Source organism: Hyphomicrobium sp., assembly GCF_047600905.1.
In the GTDB taxonomy this organism is placed as follows: domain Bacteria; phylum Pseudomonadota; class Alphaproteobacteria; order Rhizobiales; family Hyphomicrobiaceae; genus Hyphomicrobium_B.
The window spans coordinates 276,082-291,340 of sequence record NZ_JASGKD010000001.1; the positions used below are offsets into that span (position 1 = coordinate 276,082).

A 15,259-nucleotide genomic window follows, 5' to 3' on the forward strand; every position below is an offset into this window, starting at 1 on the left:
CAGGCAGGCGCGCCGACGTCAGACGATGATCGAGGCGATGCCGGCGGCGGTCTTCAGTAAATCAGCGAATTCGTCGAGCGCTTGGCTAAGCGCGTCGGTCGTCGTCGATGCGTTCGTCGTTGTTGCGGAGGCATCAGCCTCGTTCGTTGTCGGGTCGGTTTGCGAAGCGGACTGATGGTGGTGGCCGTGTGCGGGATGCGGGCGCGAGTTGCCATCCTGCGAGGAATTGAGGCTCGTCAGGTCGGCTTTGAATTTGGTCGTGAACGAGTTTGACGAAGACTGCTCGGTCCAGCTCTGCGGCGCGACGTACGACGGAGCGGTGGTCTGCTGAGCCTGTGTGCCGGGCTGTGACGGCGAAGCCAGAAGATCCAGGGCCTGCTGGCGATAGCGTGCATAGGCGTCTGAGTTGCCGACGGGTGAAACGGACATGCGGGCTCCTATGGGGGCAGGGCGTACGCGGGCCTTTTGCGCGACTTCATCTCTTTCTAGAACAATGTTTTGTTAACCTTTGAAGCTCGCGCCAAGCTGACATCGTCATCAACGCGAGGGGCGCCGAGGTGCAGGATAACTGTCATAAATCAGACGGATAGTGCGATCCGCCGGCAGCATTCGAGGCGAGAAAATGGATTTGAAGATTGGTAGCGGGAGGCGGACTTGAACCGCCGACCTGCGGATTATGAGACCGCCGCTCTAACCACCTGAGCTATCCCGCCACAGCCCGGCAGGCGCGCCGCCGGCGAAGGACCGTCTATAGGGAGCGCCGCGCCTTCCTGTCAACACAGCGCACCGTCACGCCGGCATTGCAAACGCGGATTGCCGACGCAACGCAGTCGGCGCGCATGCTTGTTTCTATTCGGCGGCTTCCGGGCGAACAGTTGCGGCGTCCTTTTCCTTGCGGAAGCGCATCATTGTGAAGATGCCCCAGGGGCGCAGCGCCTTGCGATCCATCAGCTTCAGATCGGGGCAGACCATGACGCGCGAGACGTCGAAGACCGAGTGCCAGCCGACGAGATCGGCAAAGGGCGCCATCTGGCGTTCGACCCAACCGCGAACGCCTTCTTCCTGGCTGAAGTGATTGACGAGCATGACTTCACCGCCAGGTTTCGTCACGCGGGCCAGTTCGAGCATGACCTTCGTCGGCTCGGGCACGACGGTGATGACGTACATCGCCACGGTGGTGTCGAAGGTGTTGTCAGGGAACGAAAGGTTGCCGGCGTCCATTTCATGAAGGCCGGAGACGTTGGTCAGGTTCTCGGTCTTTACGCGCTCACGCGCTTTCTCCAGCATCTCGGGCGCGAGATCGATGCCGACAATATCGAGATGCTTTTTGTAGTTCGGAAGAGAAAGGCCCGTGCCGACACCGACTTCGAGGACGCGCCCGGCTCCGCCGTTGATGATCTCGACGGCATGGCGGCGCCCGGCAGTCGAGACGGCGCCGAAGGTGTAGTCATAGACCGGAGCCCAACGGCGGTAGGCATCGCGAACCTGCCCTTCGTCGAGTTGAACGATCTTGGGTTCGGAGCGCCTTTTCTGTTCTCCCGCGCGCACGGCCGCGGCGCGGAAGCTCGAAGGCTTGTTGTCACTCACTGCCGATCTCCATCAGTCCGCAAACAGTTTTGCCCGATGTCCTAGCGTCCCAACCCGGCCATCGTCGTCGCCACGTCAAGTTCGGCAGTATTTGCCTTGATCGTTTTCGCGATCCAGCCGCCGCCGAGAACTCGTCCTTCCGTGCCGTCGTCGGCATAAAACACGCACGCCTGACCGGTCGCAATACCTTCCTCGCCGTCATGAAGTTCAACTCTGACCATGCCATTTTGTTCAATTTGGAGCACTGCAGGGCGGAGCTTCTGCGACGAACGCATGCGAACATAAAGGGGCAATCCGGCGTCTGCGAGCGTTTCAAGAGGCTTTTCCCCGAGCCAATTGACGTTCCGCAGCATAAGCCCTGTCGTCGTCAGCGCCGAGCGGGGTCCGACGATCACCTCGTTGCGGGAGGCGTCGAGGTGAACGACGTAAAGCGGTTCGGCGGCCGGGATCTTGATGCCGCGGCGCTGGCCGACCGTGTAGTGAACGATGCCGTCGTGCCGGCCGAGGATGCGTCCGTCGAGGTGAACGATGTTGCCTGAATCGAGCGCGCTCGGCTTCAGACGTTCAATGACGTCAGTGTACTTCCCAGTCGGAACGAAGCAGATGTCCTGGCTGTCCGACTTGTCGGCGACGGGCAGATTGAACGAGCGTGCAAGTTCGCGCACGTCGGATTTGTTCATGCCGCCGATAGGGAACCAGAGCGATGCGAGCTGCTCTTTGGTGATGCCGAACAGAAAGTAGCTCTGATCGCGATCGGGATCGACGGCGCGGGCGAGGACGGGACCGTCCTTGGTCTCAAGGCGCTGCACATAATGCCCCGTGACGAGAATTTCCGCGCCGAGATCCTTGGCGGTATCGAGCAAATCGCGGAATTTGATCTCGTTATTGCAGGTGACGCACGGGATGGGCGTTTCGCCGGCGACGTAGCTTTCGGCGAAGCTTTCGATCACCTTAGCGGCGAAGCGCGTCTCGTAGTCGAGAACGTAGTGCGGGATGTCGAGAGCTTCGGCGACGCGGCGCGCATCGTGGATGTCCTGGCCGGCGCAGCAGCTACCCTTCCTGCCGGTCGCGGTGCCGTGGTCGTAAAGCTGGAGGGTGACGCCGATGACGTCATGGCCAGCGGCCTTCATGATTGCGGCGGCAACCGAGCTGTCGACGCCGCCCGACATGGCCACGACAACGCGCTTGCGCGCTGCGGTCGCCAGTGCAGGCTCAGGCATTGTGCCGCGGTCGGCAAATGTCGTTCGAGGTTCGGTCATCCAGGTCAAACAGGGCTTCAGAGGCTTCGGCAGAGGCGCTTCAAAGAGCCCCTACAACATCATCCAAATGCCGCTTTCCTTAAAAAGATTGAACAGTTTCAGATCATTGCTTTGGCCAAGCCTGGAAAGATCCAAAGCGATGTCGACGGTCGGTAATCAATAGTTCTCAAATCGGCGGTCGGCAAGGCGAGTGTGTCGTTCGGAGGCCCGTGTTGGCCCGTTTTTAGCTCTTACGGCTGTGTGGTTAGCGATTGCCCCGCATCGATACGGTTTGCCTCAACGGCGCCCTAATTCGGTGGCGGCAATGGTGAAATTGGCACGCCCGTTTAAGTCTTTTTCACTCAATGGGTTAGTGCTAATTTAATCGCAAACAGGTTATAAGTTCCCCGTGGTCAAGAGTGTGTATCGAGTATCATGACCGAACAGCAGATGAGAGCGCGCGGGCGCTATGTGATCGGACCCGATGGGTCTCCGCTCACAGTCGCAGATCTTCCCCCGCGGGATACAAAACGATGGGTCATCCGCCGCAAGGCTGAAGTGGTCGCTGCCGTGCGCGGCGGTCTGCTCAGCATCGAGGAGGCCTGCGAGCGATATACGCTAACCGTCGACGAGTTCCTGTCGTGGCAGCGTTCCATCGACAAGCACGGACTTCCGGGTCTCCGGGCGACGCGCCTGCAGGATTATCGCGACTGACCTCGCGTTCCTGTCAGAGCTAAAGCGGCGGCTTGCGTATGCAGGCCGCTTTGTCGTGTCCGATCGATGCCCATCAGGGTTGAGCAGCGGGCTGAGACGACGCGGACTTCGCTTTCGCGGCGTTGGGTTTCGCTTTGGCTTTTTTGGTGGGTTTCGATGCGGCGGCCGTCGCTGTGACCGGCGCCGGTGCCCAGCCGGCCGCGGTCTTCGGACCGGTGCAGCCTTCTTCGCCCTTCGACCAGCGCGAAATATCGTCGGTCATTGCTGTTGCGTAGGCCTCCGACATCTTGCGGTTCTCGGCTCTGACGCTGGCCGAAGATTCGCCGGTCGGCTGAATATCGACGATGTAGGCTTTGGCTCCGCGCGGATTGGGCTGCGTCGGATCGCGCTGATGAATCGTAACGGTCGCCTTGCCGCCTCGTGAAGGCGCGTCGGCCGCGGCGTGGAAGATATAATCTTTTTTCAAGGGGCCGTTGACGGCGAACCAGCAGGCCATCGCGCCCCGCGCGATGTGCGAATAAATGTCGGTCGCCGAGCCGACGGCGCCAAGTATCGGAACGCCCGGTGGTTCTTCTGCATTTCCTGGCATGCCCTGGGGCGGCGGAGTGGGCTCAGCCGACGCAACGGTTTCCGGCGTCAGGGTTCCGGACGTCGCTTGCATGCTCGGCGACGGCAATTGCGGCCCGTTGCCGGCGCAAGCCGACACCGCGACCGCAGCGACAAGCGCCGGGAGCATGCTCGATAGACGGCGAACCAACATTTTCCCCCATGTGGCAGCCCAAGCGAATCAATAACCGGCACCGAACTCCGTCGAGACTCGTGCCCGCCGCGCCGGATTTCGGCAAGGGGGCGGCGGCGGCTGCAACCGAAAAGCCAACAGAATTTGCGACGAAAAAGGCGGCGCCTTTCGGGCACCGCCTTAAAACCACGATATTTCAGTCATCTCCCGGCTGGAGATGAGGCCCGGCTAAAACGATTTAGCGAAGGGCCGTGAAGCCGAGCGGGCGCTCGCGCCGGCCACGGGGGTCGTCCATGGCCGCCGACTGCTCGGATGCGCGCGAAAACTGTTCGACGGTGTCGTCACGCTCACGGACGGCAGCGGCGAGCTTTTCGCGAAGTCCTTCCGTCGATTGGCGAAGGTTGTCGCGACGCTGGGCAGCGGCCTTTGCGAATGTCGAATAGGAAAAGTGACCACGGTCGCGGATGCCGGTGCGGTCTTCTTCGAGCTGGATCTGACGCTCGAGATCGGCGGCCATTTGGTCGAATTCACGAATAATTCGCTCGAGATCGTCAACCTTTCTCGACTTCTCTTCCACTTCACGACGCTTCAGGCGGATGGCCGTCTCACGTGACTTCATCGTTCGATACCCCAAACTCGTTCGAACCCTTGTTACTCAAGAAGCGTGCCAGCAGATGATAGGGCGTCGCCGTTGTAGCAACCAGGAAGAAATGCGTTAAACTTGGCCGAAACGCTGCGTTGCAACAGCGCTTTTGGCTCCCAATACTCTAAATAACATTCTGCACTTAAGTTGCGGTAAAGCAACGCGTAACTAATTCTGATGCATCGTTTCGTTTGGGGGCAGATTTTAGCCCAGATGCGTCTAGGGCAAAGACGCGAATTCTGTTAGCTCTTGATTCGAGCCGTATGCGGGTTGCGAAGCGATTGTATAGGCCAATCAATGGGGTGGGCGCCCCGGCGAAAGGCTTCGCTTAGGATCTGTTGGCGGGTCGAGAGGGGCAGTTCTTATAATTCTATTTCTGCGGCGGGCCATGCTTTGGCGCGAACGGGGTTGCTTGGCCCCGCGACCGACGGCGCGTGACCTGCGAACGTGAAAGCCGTATCATCCACGGTAGGGGCCGGTTTGTGCCGGCGTGCCAACTGCATGATGAAATGGCTAACGCGGATTAGGGTTTGTTAACCTCTCGTCGCTAACTTCCTAACGATCGCTTAGCTCGACTGTAGTGCGTTCACTTTGAGCAAAGAGCAGACATAGCGCGGACACGGATCGGATAGGGCACCAGAGGGACGGTCATGCGGGTTCTACTCATTGAAGACGATAGTGCCACGGCGCAAAGCATCGAGCTTATGCTGCAGTCGGAAGGTTTTAATGTTTATACGACGGACCTTGGGGAAGAGGGCGTCGATCTCGGTAAGCTTTATGATTACGACATCATTCTTCTCGATTTGAATCTTCCCGACATGAGCGGCTACGAAGTTCTGAAAACTCTTCGCGTGGCGAAGGTCGGAACGCCAATTCTCATCCTTTCGGGTCTGGCCGGTATTGACGACAAGGTTCGCGGTCTCGGCTTCGGCGCTGACGACTACATGACGAAGCCGTTCCACAAGGACGAGCTCGTTGCGCGTATCCAGGCGATCGTGCGCCGCTCCAAGGGACATGCGCAGTCGGTCATCGAGACGGGCGATCTTCGCGTCAATCTCGACACCAAGACGGTCGACGTCAACAATCAGCGTGTGCATCTGACGGGCAAGGAATACCAGATGCTCGAGCTGCTCTCGCTGCGCAAGGGCACGACGCTGACGAAAGAGATGTTTCTCAATCATCTCTACGGCGGCATGGACGAGCCGGAGCTGAAGATCATCGACGTGTTTATCTGCAAGCTGCGCAAGAAGCTGCAGGCGGCGACGGGCGGCAAGCACTACATCGAGACGGTGTGGGGCCGCGGTTACGTTCTGCGTGATCCGGGACACGAAGGGTCGGGCTCGGAAGCGGCCTGATCCAAGACGCTCACGAAATTTTCTATCCGCGCACAAGGGCCATGATGGCCCTTGTCGTGTTTTTGGGGCCGTATTTTTATTGTTGCTTTGGCGTTGCTATTTCAGCGGCGGAGCGGGTTCGGCGCGGGCTCCGAAGCGATAATTGAGCGAGATGCGGCCCATTTGGATGTTGGGGTCGAACTTCGTCGAGATGATCTGGTTTATCTCCGGCAGGTCATTCGGCAGTAGAGTCATGTTTTCGCTACCGAGATCGACGTAGCGATATTCGGCCTTGAGGGACAGCGAATCCCAGATCTTGGTTTCGATGCCGCCACCGACGAAGAAGCCGTCGAAACGACGTCCGTCTATCAGCTCGATGCCGCTGTTTCCGCCGCCCAAGTCAAAGTTGGCGTTGGTCGGATCCATTCCGGCATTTGCATAGCCGACGCTGCCGAATAAAAGCGTGTCCGGCGTGATGAGATAACCCAATCGTGCGCCGACCATCAGGATGTTGTCGAACTCGGACGTCGTTCCGCCGCCGATTGAATTTACGCCGTCGGTGAGATTGAGCGAGTTGCGGTGACTGAGATTGGAAAAATCGCCGTCGAAAAAGGCGCCGACGACGTAGCGCGGCGCAAACTGGTAATCGTAGCCGACCGTTCCCGAAATAAATCCGCCATCGCTTCCGATGCCGTCGATGACAACGTTGAAAAGCGATCCGGGCTGCGGTGAGCGATCCTGCAAGGTCGCCTGGTTGTTGGCGACGCTATAGCCGCTGCCGATGCCAAGATAGGCGCCTGTCCAGCTACTTGCGACGGGCGGCGGAGGATCGACAATCTCGTCGTGGCTGCCATCGCCAAACCGGTAGTTGAGCGACAAGCGCGCCGTTTGAATTTGGGGTTTGATTGATGCCGATACAAACTCGCTTGCTATGGTGCCAGGGAGAACTGTCGCGTTCTCGGCATCGAGCGAAGTGTAGCGATACTCGGCCTTGACGCTGAAGCCCTTGCCGATGAGGGTTTCAACCCCGCCGCCGAAGAAGTGGCCATTAAAGCTGCCGACGCTTGCGAGCGTGCCACTGATACTGCCTGAGTTGGAGGAGAGACGGGCGTCGAGATTGCTGGTCTCCGCATGCGCATAGCCGCCCGTTGCGAAGAAAAGAGTGGACGGGGAGACGAGGTATCCAAGTCTGCCGCCGACCGACAATTGGTTATCGATGCGGAATTTTGCGCTGGCGTTCAGGTTGTCCAAGGGTGGAATGCCAAGCGCGGCTTCGGTTTCGATATCGGCGAAGTCGTAGTCGATGAAGGCGCCGACGACGAAGCGGTTTGGAAGAACGTGATCGTAGCCTGCTCCGAGCGTGAAGAAGCCCCCGGTGCCGCCCAGGCCGTTGATGTCCAAGCCGCCGCCGATGCCTGTCGTTTCGGGCCGGGGGCCCACTTTTACCTCGTTGTTGGTCATGCCGTAGCCGCCGCCCGCGCCGAAGGAAAATCCGTTCCACTCCCCTGCCAGCGCCGTGCCTGAGGCCAACCCCCCAGCCAAGAAGGAGGCCAGCACAAGGAGCGATTTCGTTTTGCTTTTCGACATCTTCGGTTTTTCCCGCGCCGAGCAAAAATTATTCGTATGCGGACATTTGTGCGATTCGGGTTTTGTGAGCAGAGGCAGAAAGGCCGTGAACGATGATTATTAATTAGGCAGAACTTCTCGCAATCGCGAACGGAACGCTCTTAATTTTGGGACGGATCATGTTCGTTAGCGCCAACGCGACGCTTCGTTGAGCGGCCGGAGATGCGCTAAGACGGGCAAGAGCAACACGGAGCCCTTCATGACCGAAGCGACCGCGAAGAAAGTTTCGTCCCCTCTTGCGGCTGCGATCGTCCGCGTCACGCCCTTCGAGCAGAACTGCACGCTGATCTGGGACGAGGCAACGAAGGTCGGCGCCGTGGTCGATCCGGGCGGAGATCTCGACCAGATCGAAAAGGCGATCGAGGAAAGCGGGATCAAGGTCGAGAAAATCCTGCTGACGCATGGCCACATCGACCACGCAGGCGGGGCGGCCGATTTGCGCGATAAGCTCGGGGTCGAGATCGAGGGGCCGCACAAGAACGACGCGATCCTGCTCGATGCGCTCGAGAAGCAGGGTGAGATGTACGGCATTTCCGGGGTTCGCGTTGTCGCCCCCGACCGGTGGCTCAACGAAGGCGACACCGTCACCGTCGCCGGACATACGTTCGAGATTTTTCATTGCCCGGGTCATTCTCCGGGCTCGGTGGTATTCTTCAATCGCGCGCAACGCTTTGCGCTGGTCGGCGACGTCATCTTCCGCGGCTCGATCGGGCGCACCGATTTCGCGTACGGAGACCACGACGCGCTGATCTCGTCGATCAAGGAGAAGCTATTGCCGCTCGGCGACGATATCGCCTTCATCTGTGGCCACGGTCCGCCGAGCCGGTTCGGTCACGAGCGCAAGACCAATCCGTTCCTGGTTTAGTCAGGCGGCGCCAGAGTTCAGAACGAGAATTCGTAAGAGCCGCCGAGGCAGCCGAAGATTCCGCATTCACGCGATAGCGAGCCGTACCCGCCGTCGCTAATGGAATTGCCGCCGCTGAAAAAGTCGATCGTCTGGACGCGCAGTGTTTCCTCGCAGCTCCGGCGGCAGTAGGTCCAGTTGCCGCTCGGCAGCTTCACCTGCCAGCCGTTTTGTCCGCGGCGAACGACACTCCGGATCGCGCCGTTGCCGTGGCGGCTGTAGGCCGTGATGATCTGACCGGATTTGTAGTTCGATTTGAGACGGCCAATGCTCAGGCCCTCTGCTTCCGCCGGGACGACCGCGGACGCGCCCAAAAGAGCCGCCAGGATCGGTACGAGGGTCAATAGTCTGGCGCGCATCGCGGTCTCCTTCTACGTCTGGATTTGTCGAACCGGTCAGCGCGACATGGAAATGTGGACACCTTTGAACGACGGGCCGCTCGATGCGACGGTGACGACGTGCGAGCCGCCGGAGATCGCGACGGTCATCGTGCCTGTGATGCCGCCGGTTATCGAAAGCGTCATGCGCCCGGCAGTCGCCCGGCCGGTTACGGTGCCGGATTGATTGTAGGTTCGCTCTTCCCAGTTGCCGGAGACTGCGCCGTTGGTATCGACGAGGTTGGCGCGCAGTTCGAGCTTTGCCGAGGCATTGGCGCAGCGGATCGATAGCCCGAGGTTATGCGGATTGCCGTTGTTGGTATAATAGCCCTTGCAACGCAGGCTTTCGGTTTTGCCGTCGTCGAAGCGAGCGGTGCCTGAACCGCCCCAGGTGCCAGCCAGCGTCACGAAAGGATTGTCGGATTCCGCCCGTGCCGGAAGCGCATAGGCCGCCAGAGCCAGCGCGACGGCGGAAGTGCAAGCCGACATCGACGCGGCACGTTTCAGATTGCGCATCACGTAAGTCTTCCTTCCCCAGAGATGTGCGGGCCGTTCAAGCGGCGCGCATTATCGTCCGATGTTAGCGGTTTTGCGAGCCGTATGGATGTAGTTCTCTTTCGGGGCAAAAAGTGTGACTTCGAAGCGACACTGACAAGTGGCTTTTGTCCGAAATCGCCGGCGATCGTTCGGTTTGCGCCGCTCGGCTGCAGAAAATCAGAACGGTTCGACGATTTGAGCGACGATGGGCGGTGTGTCCGGCTTCGAATCGTATCGGAAATCCAGAATCAGATTGAAGACGTCCTGCGGCCACGGGTCGGGAAAGGTGCCGCTTCGGCCGCCAAGGAGGGCAGCGATCTCCGGCAGCTTGCCGTGATGCCAGCAGATGGTAATCGCCTTGCCGCGATATTCGGGTTTGGAAAAGATCTCGGCAACGAGGATTTTAAACTCCTTGTCCTCGATATGATATTGCACCTCGATGCCGAGCGCCGCCGCGAGAGGCTTCATCGTCTCGATCGAGCGGACCGAGCGCTTGGATCGCGCGGCAGCGTAGATGAAGTCGGGCCGGCCGAAGGCTTGTGGAATATAGGTTACGAGCCGCTCGGCCCGTTTCATGCCTTCCTTCGAGAGATAAATGTCGTCCGTCTTGCCGGTCTTCTCCGCATGACGCATGAGCAGAATACGGGCCGGGCCACGGCCGGGGTGGTGTATCGCCGTGACTTCCGTCCGCCCACACCAGGCTTGCCACAGCGCGCTCAGCCAGCCGACTTTCGCCTTCGGGTCTCCCCCTTGTGATTCCAGCACCTATTGCCCCCGCATAAAACTAGTAACCGCCCGGTTGGTCCGAGCGTCAAACCCGCAAGTGTGCACGCCCATCAAAACGGTTCGATGACGCGCGAAACTTTGGGCGGACTGCTGGAGAACGGATCATACTGGAGGTCGAGGATGATATTGTAGGCGTCTGCGGGCCATGGATCGGGATAGCTTCCGGTGGGGGCGCCGAGCATTGCCGCCATCGCCGGCAAATTGCCGTGATGCCAGCAGATCACGACGGTTTTGTTCTTGTAGTCGGGATCATTGAAGATGTCCTCGACGAGGTCGGGGAAGTCTTTGTCCTCATAATCGTGCTCGATCCTCAGCCCCACTGCATCGGCCAGCGGCTGCACCGTTTCTTTGGGGCGGTCCGAATGCTTCGAATGCGCGGTCGCGATGATGATGTCGGGTTTGCCGAAGGTTTCGGGGATGTAGGTCGCGAGGCGCTGGGCGCGCGCCTCACCTGCATCCGACAAATCCTCGTCTTCTGAATCGTCGGTTTTGTCGGCGTGGCGCATCAGGATGATGCGCTTCGGGCCGCCCATGAAATGCTCGACCGGTGCGTAGTCGCTCGCGGCCTCGCGGGTCCGAATGCAGATGGCGCATGTTTGGACCGTCTCGATCCGGGGAAGGCTCAATGCGAGTAAGCCGATGTTGATGCCATCCGCTGCTTCGGTGCCGGCGCCAAGACCGAATGCGACGGCGGCAAAACCCGCAAGCAGACAGATTTTTATCAGCGAGTGCCGGTAAGCGCGGAGAGTTTTCATGCGTTCCACTCCTGCAGGAGGCTAAACCCAAGTTTCGCCGTCGGTGACGTCAGGCACGGGCCGGGGGCGGCCGTTTTCATCGAGGGCCACGAACGTGAAGTGGGCTCGGGTGACGCACAACTGGGTTTCACCGTCCCGCGGTCGCCGCCAAGCCTGAACATCGAATGTCATCGACGATCGGCCGCGCCGGATCAGCCGAGCCCATACGGTCACCTCGTCTCCCACTTTCACGGGTGAGTGGAAAGTCATACCTTCGACGGCGACCGTCGCGCAGCGGCCCTGGCTGAGCCGGGCGGCGGCGTTTCCGGCAGCGAGATCCATCTGCGACATGATCCAGCCTCCGAAAATGTCGCCGGAAGGGTTGGTGTCGGCGGGCATGGCGATGGTGCGGATCACGGGGTCGCCGGTTGGCATCGAAATATGCAATTGCGCACGCTGACGATTAGCGTCGGGTTTCTCAGCAGTCATGCCCGCGAGCCCTTCCTGGATCTTTCGCGGCTTCCCGGCACGCGATACTGGCACCACCTTTATTCGGACTTGGCGAAATGGGCTATGCGCCGGACGGGCGCGGCGCCCCTGCACGTCCAAATTCGGCACGTCGTCAACCCTTGCGCAACCTTCGTTGCCTAAATTTGACGTTTGAACCGTCGTTTTCGATTTGAACTCTGAGACCGCGCGATGAAATGGTCGACTCTTGATCGCGAACTGCTGCAGCAACTCGCGGATATTCCCGAGGTGACGCTGAGCGGGTTTTCCATCAGGGAAGGCCTGAACGGCACCGGCGTGACCGTGCTCAAGGGCCATGATTATTTCGGCAGCTGGCGGCAAGTCGCAACGCAGCTTGTCTGGGAGCCGGCGGACCTGACGGTGCCGGGAAATCTCGTCGAAAGCGTCGACGAGGCCGTGCGCTACACGCTGCTGCTGATCTTGCGCAATCTAGAAATGCCGTCGCGAAAGCCGCCGCGTGCGCTCGCGGGCTGAGCCTTCGGGTTAAAGTCACGTCGTGCGTGCACCTATTGCCCGGGCCTACCGGTTTTGCGTGGGCGGCCGCGGCGGCCCTTTTTCTCTTCGGGCCCGTCGAATTCACGTGTGCGTGTCGGCACCGTAATGCGCGACGGCTTCTCGCCGGACTTCACCGGGAGAGACGCGTGCGGGCCCATCTCGTCGAGCGTCGGTTTGTGCGGGCCGGAAATATGTTCGCCGAACGCTCCTGCTTTGGTGCGGCTGTCGACTGTCGGCGCGCGTGCGGGCACGGGACGGTCGGTGCCCGGCCCCATGTCGTCGAGTGACGGCTTCTTGATGCGTGAGGTGGACTGCGCGTAGGTCGGCTGCACAGGCTCGTATTCGTTCTTCACGCGTGAAGAATTGGGTGACGGCGGAACATTGGCCTTTGCACCGTATTTGCGATCGCCCTTGAAGCCGCCAGATTTGTCTTCGATCTCCGACTGGCGCGCCAGCGGATCATCGGAAATTGCAAGTTCGGTCTGCTGCAAGCGTTTGATCTCGTCGCGCAACCGTGCGGCCGTTTCGAATTCGAGATCGGCGGCGGCCTCCTTCATGCGCCGCTCCATGTCGGTGATGACGGCCTGCAGGTTATGGCCGAGCGTCTGGACCTTATCGCCATCGGCGAGGCCCGCGTCGACGGTGACGTGATCCTGCTCGTAAACGGATTGCAGGACGTCGGCGATGTTCTTTTTCACACTCTCGGGCGTGATGCCGTTGGCTTCGTTCCAAGCCATCTGTTTTTCGCGGCGGCGCGTCGTCTCGGCGATGGCGCGATCCATCGAGCCGGTGATCTGATCGGCATAGAGAATGACTTTGCCGTCGACGTTGCGAGCGGCGCGGCCGATCGTCTGGACGAGCGAGGTTTCAGACCGCAGAAAACCTTCCTTGTCGGCATCGAGAATGGCGACGAGTGCGCATTCGGGAATGTCGAGGCCTTCGCGCAGCAGGTTGATGCCGATGAGGACATCGAACGCGCCGAGGCGGAGATCGCGGATGATCTCGATGCGCTCCAAGGTTTCGATGTCGGAGTGCATGTAGCGAACGCGCACGCCGTTCTCGTGCATGTATTCAGTCAGGTCCTCGGCCATGCGTTTCGTGAGAACGGTGACGAGTGTGCGATAACCTTTCAGCGACACCTGACGAACTTCGTCCAAAAGATCGTCGACCTGCGATTTTGCGGGACGCACCTCGACCACGGGATCGATCAGGCCCGTCGGGCGAATGACCTGCTCGGCGAAAGCGCCGCCGGTTTGTTCAAGCTCCCAGCTCGCGGGCGTGGCGGAGACGAACACCGACTGCGGCCGCATCGCATCCCATTCCTCGAAACGGAGCGGGCGATTGTCCATGCAGGACGGCAGGCGGAAGCCGTACTCGGCAAGCGTCGCCTTGCGGCGGAAGTCGCCGCGGAACATGCCGCCGATCTGGGGCACGGTGACGTGGCTTTCATCGGCGAAGACGAGGGCGTTGTCGGGCAGATATTCGAACAGCGTCGGCGGCGGATCGCCGGGATTGCGGCCGGTGAGATAGCGCGAATAGTTTTCGATGCCGGCGCAGGAGCCGGTCGCTTCCATCATCTCCATATCGAAGGTCGTGCGCTGTTCGAGGCGCTGGGCTTCGAGCAGCTTGCCGCCGTTGTAAAGCTCGTCGAGGCGTTGCTTCAACTCGGATTTGATCGATTTGATGGCCTGCTGCAGAGTCGGCTTCGGGGTGACGTAGTGCGAGTTCGCATAAAGTTTGACGAGGGCGAGTTCGTCGGTTTTCGCTCCGGTCAATGGGTCGAATTCGACGATGCTTTCGATTTCGTCGCCGAACATCGAGAAGCGCCAGGCGCGGTCCTCCAAGTGAGCGGGGAAGACTTCGACGGTGTCGCCGCGAGCGCGGAAGGATCCACGGACGAAGTTCTGATCGTTGCGGCGGTAGTGAAGGGCAACGAGGTCGGCGAGGAGCTGGTCGCGCGAAAGCTGCTCACCCTGGCGCACCGTGAACGTCATCGCGGTATACGTTTCGACCGAACCGATACCGTAAATGCACGATACGGACGCAACGATGATGACGTCATCACGCTCCAGAAGCGAGCGCGTCGCGGCATGGCGCATGCGGTCGATCTGCTCGTTGATCGAGGATTCCTTCTCGATGTAGGTGTCGGTGCGCGGGACGTAGGCTTCGGGCTGGTAGTAGTCGTAATAGGAGACGAAGTATTCGACTGCGTTGTCCGGGAAGAAGCTTTTGAATTCGCCGTAGAGCTGTGCGGCGAGCGTCTTGTTCGGTGCGAGGATCAACGCGGGGCGCTGAGTGCGCTCGATGACATGCGCCATCGTGAAGGTCTTGCCGGAGCCGGTGACGCCGAGCAGCACCTGATTGTGCTCATGCTTGCTGACGCCCTCAACGAGTTCGGCGATGGCTTGCGGCTGGTCGCCCCTCGGTTCGAATTCCGACGCGATCTTGAACTTTACGCCGCCTTCGCTCTTTTCCGGCCGCTCGGGACGATGTGGAACGAACGTCGGCATGCCGCCCGAGACGATCGGATGGGTCGCCATCAGCGGCTGGCGGGAAAGGATCTCGCGGGCGCGATCCGTTCGCTCCTCGGGCTTGGTTAGGAGCGCGGTCAAGCTGTCGGTCAGGCTTTCACTTCCCATCGGTGGCCGCGGGCCTGACTGGCGCAGCGCAGGCAGACTCGGAAGTCCGTTGGCCGACTTGTGTCCCGAGAAATCGGCCGGCGCAAAATAGCCGCCAGCTTCGCCAAAGCCGGGCGTCCCAGCTTCCGTCTCGACGGGCGGAGCCGTTGGCTTTCCCGATTTGCCGCGGGATGGGCGGGGGGGCTTTGACCCGGAGGATTTTGCTGGGGGCGACACGGGCAAAATATAGGGATTAGGGGGCCGATCATAAATGCTGTTTTGACGCCACAGTGTCACGGTCCGGCAATAGTACGAAATGGCGACCGCTTCCATGCCCGTGATCGATGTCCTTACGGAACAGTATGTACGGGTGTCATCGGCCGCGTGATAGCGAAACGA

Annotated in this window: 16 protein-coding genes and 1 tRNA gene; 4 read left to right on the forward strand and 13 right to left on the reverse strand. The window is 60.2% G+C overall.

Annotated elements, in window-relative coordinates:
* Window positions 1-18: 18 nt before the first annotated feature.
* The 4 genes from QM780_RS01465 to mnmA form a co-directional block, all read right to left on the reverse strand.
* A complete protein-coding gene (locus tag QM780_RS01465) occupies window positions 19-429 on the reverse strand; it encodes a hypothetical protein (RefSeq protein WP_415068708.1) in 411 nt (136 codons plus the stop codon).
* 207 nt (window positions 430-636) lie between these two features.
* A tRNA-Met gene (locus tag QM780_RS01470) sits at window positions 637-713 on the reverse strand.
* Between the two features lie 136 nt (window positions 714-849).
* Window positions 850-1,587 (reverse strand): class I SAM-dependent methyltransferase, encoded by a 738-nt coding sequence (locus QM780_RS01475; protein ID WP_415068709.1) that lies wholly within the window; start codon window positions 1,585-1,587, stop codon window positions 850-852.
* Window positions 1,588-1,628: 41 nt separating this feature from the next.
* Window positions 1,629-2,807, reverse strand: coding sequence for a tRNA 2-thiouridine(34) synthase MnmA (mnmA, locus tag QM780_RS01480; protein WP_415068710.1), 1,179 nt, complete (start codon window positions 2,805-2,807; stop codon window positions 1,629-1,631).
* Between the two features lie 453 nt (window positions 2,808-3,260).
* Between mnmA and QM780_RS01485 the strand changes: the two genes are divergently transcribed.
* Window positions 3,261-3,539, forward strand: a complete 279-nt coding sequence (locus QM780_RS01485; RefSeq protein WP_045836900.1) for a DUF1153 domain-containing protein — start codon at window positions 3,261-3,263, stop codon at window positions 3,537-3,539.
* Between the two features lie 73 nt (window positions 3,540-3,612).
* Here QM780_RS01485 and QM780_RS01490 read toward each other — a convergent pair whose 3' ends face one another.
* Window positions 3,613-4,299, reverse strand: a complete 687-nt coding sequence (locus QM780_RS01490) for a hypothetical protein (RefSeq protein WP_415068711.1) — start codon at window positions 4,297-4,299, stop codon at window positions 3,613-3,615.
* Between the two features lie 217 nt (window positions 4,300-4,516).
* Window positions 4,517-4,897 (reverse strand): flagellar export protein FliJ, encoded by a 381-nt coding sequence (locus QM780_RS01495; protein ID WP_415068712.1) that lies wholly within the window; start codon window positions 4,895-4,897, stop codon window positions 4,517-4,519.
* Between the two features lie 674 nt (window positions 4,898-5,571).
* Between QM780_RS01495 and ctrA the strand changes: the two genes are divergently transcribed.
* A complete protein-coding gene (gene ctrA / locus QM780_RS01500; protein ID WP_415068713.1) occupies window positions 5,572-6,276 on the forward strand; it encodes a response regulator transcription factor CtrA in 705 nt (234 codons plus the stop codon).
* Window positions 6,277-6,372: 96 nt separating this feature from the next.
* Here ctrA and QM780_RS01505 read toward each other — a convergent pair whose 3' ends face one another.
* Window positions 6,373-7,842, reverse strand: coding sequence for an outer membrane protein (locus QM780_RS01505; RefSeq protein WP_415068714.1), 1,470 nt, complete (start codon window positions 7,840-7,842; stop codon window positions 6,373-6,375).
* 238 nt (window positions 7,843-8,080) lie between these two features.
* Between QM780_RS01505 and QM780_RS01510 the strand changes: the two genes are divergently transcribed.
* Window positions 8,081-8,746, forward strand: a complete 666-nt coding sequence (locus QM780_RS01510) for an MBL fold metallo-hydrolase (protein ID WP_415068715.1) — start codon at window positions 8,081-8,083, stop codon at window positions 8,744-8,746.
* A 17-nt stretch (window positions 8,747-8,763) separates the two neighbouring features.
* Here QM780_RS01510 and QM780_RS01515 read toward each other — a convergent pair whose 3' ends face one another.
* The 5 genes from QM780_RS01515 to QM780_RS01535 form a co-directional block, all read right to left on the reverse strand.
* Window positions 8,764-9,144 (reverse strand): hypothetical protein, encoded by a 381-nt coding sequence (locus QM780_RS01515; RefSeq protein ID WP_415068716.1) that lies wholly within the window; start codon window positions 9,142-9,144, stop codon window positions 8,764-8,766.
* A 36-nt stretch (window positions 9,145-9,180) separates the two neighbouring features.
* Complete coding sequence (locus QM780_RS01520) at window positions 9,181-9,678, reverse strand: hypothetical protein (RefSeq protein WP_415068717.1); 498 nt, start codon at window positions 9,676-9,678, stop codon at window positions 9,181-9,183.
* A gap of 198 nt (window positions 9,679-9,876) precedes the next feature.
* Window positions 9,877-10,464: a histidine phosphatase family protein gene (locus tag QM780_RS01525; protein WP_415068718.1), complete on the reverse strand. Its 588-nt coding sequence runs from the start codon at window positions 10,462-10,464 to the stop codon at window positions 9,877-9,879.
* A gap of 71 nt (window positions 10,465-10,535) precedes the next feature.
* Entirely contained in the window at window positions 10,536-11,240 is a 705-nt protein-coding gene (locus tag QM780_RS01530; RefSeq protein ID WP_415068719.1) for a histidine phosphatase family protein, read from the reverse strand.
* Between the two features lie 21 nt (window positions 11,241-11,261).
* The gene (locus tag QM780_RS01535) at window positions 11,262-11,708 is read right to left on the reverse strand and encodes an acyl-CoA thioesterase (RefSeq protein ID WP_415068720.1); all 447 of its coding nucleotides are present in this window, start codon (window positions 11,706-11,708) and stop codon (window positions 11,262-11,264) included.
* 210 nt (window positions 11,709-11,918) lie between these two features.
* On the opposite strand from QM780_RS01535, the gene QM780_RS01540 reads away from it, so the two are divergent.
* On the forward strand, window positions 11,919-12,221 hold the full coding sequence (locus QM780_RS01540) for a hypothetical protein (RefSeq protein ID WP_415068721.1): 303 nt from the start codon (window positions 11,919-11,921) through the stop codon (window positions 12,219-12,221).
* Between the two features lie 32 nt (window positions 12,222-12,253).
* On the opposite strand, the gene uvrB is transcribed toward QM780_RS01540, so the two are convergent.
* Window positions 12,254-14,881, reverse strand: coding sequence for an excinuclease ABC subunit UvrB (uvrB, locus tag QM780_RS01545; RefSeq protein ID WP_415068722.1), 2,628 nt, complete (start codon window positions 14,879-14,881; stop codon window positions 12,254-12,256).
* Window positions 14,882-15,259 lie beyond the last annotated feature (378 nt).

Bases quoted from the DNA above. Each gene is read 5' to 3' on its own strand.
- QM780_RS01465 (WP_415068708.1), bottom strand. From the start codon at position 429: ATGTCCGTTTCACCCGTCGGCAACTCAGACGCCTATGCACGCTATCGC.
- mnmA (WP_415068710.1), bottom strand. From the start codon at position 2,807: ATGCCTGAGCCTGCACTGGCGACCGCAGCGCGCAAGCGCGTTGTCGTG.
- QM780_RS01485 (WP_045836900.1), top strand. From the start codon at position 3,261: ATGACCGAACAGCAGATGAGAGCGCGCGGGCGCTATGTGATCGGACCC.
- QM780_RS01490 (WP_415068711.1), bottom strand. From the start codon at position 4,299: ATGTTGGTTCGCCGTCTATCGAGCATGCTCCCGGCGCTTGTCGCTGCG.
- QM780_RS01495 (WP_415068712.1), bottom strand. From the start codon at position 4,897: ATGAAGTCACGTGAGACGGCCATCCGCCTGAAGCGTCGTGAAGTGGAA.
- ctrA (WP_415068713.1), top strand. From the start codon at position 5,572: ATGCGGGTTCTACTCATTGAAGACGATAGTGCCACGGCGCAAAGCATC.
- QM780_RS01505 (WP_415068714.1), bottom strand. From the start codon at position 7,842: ATGTCGAAAAGCAAAACGAAATCGCTCCTTGTGCTGGCCTCCTTCTTG.
- QM780_RS01510 (WP_415068715.1), top strand. From the start codon at position 8,081: ATGACCGAAGCGACCGCGAAGAAAGTTTCGTCCCCTCTTGCGGCTGCG.
- QM780_RS01515 (WP_415068716.1), bottom strand. From the start codon at position 9,144: ATGCGCGCCAGACTATTGACCCTCGTACCGATCCTGGCGGCTCTTTTG.
- QM780_RS01520 (WP_415068717.1), bottom strand. From the start codon at position 9,678: ATGCGCAATCTGAAACGTGCCGCGTCGATGTCGGCTTGCACTTCCGCC.
- QM780_RS01530 (WP_415068719.1), bottom strand. From the start codon at position 11,240: ATGAAAACTCTCCGCGCTTACCGGCACTCGCTGATAAAAATCTGTCTG.
- QM780_RS01535 (WP_415068720.1), bottom strand. From the start codon at position 11,708: ATGACTGCTGAGAAACCCGACGCTAATCGTCAGCGTGCGCAATTGCAT.
- QM780_RS01540 (WP_415068721.1), top strand. From the start codon at position 11,919: ATGAAATGGTCGACTCTTGATCGCGAACTGCTGCAGCAACTCGCGGAT.
- uvrB (WP_415068722.1), bottom strand. From the start codon at position 14,881: ATGGGAAGTGAAAGCCTGACCGACAGCTTGACCGCGCTCCTAACCAAG.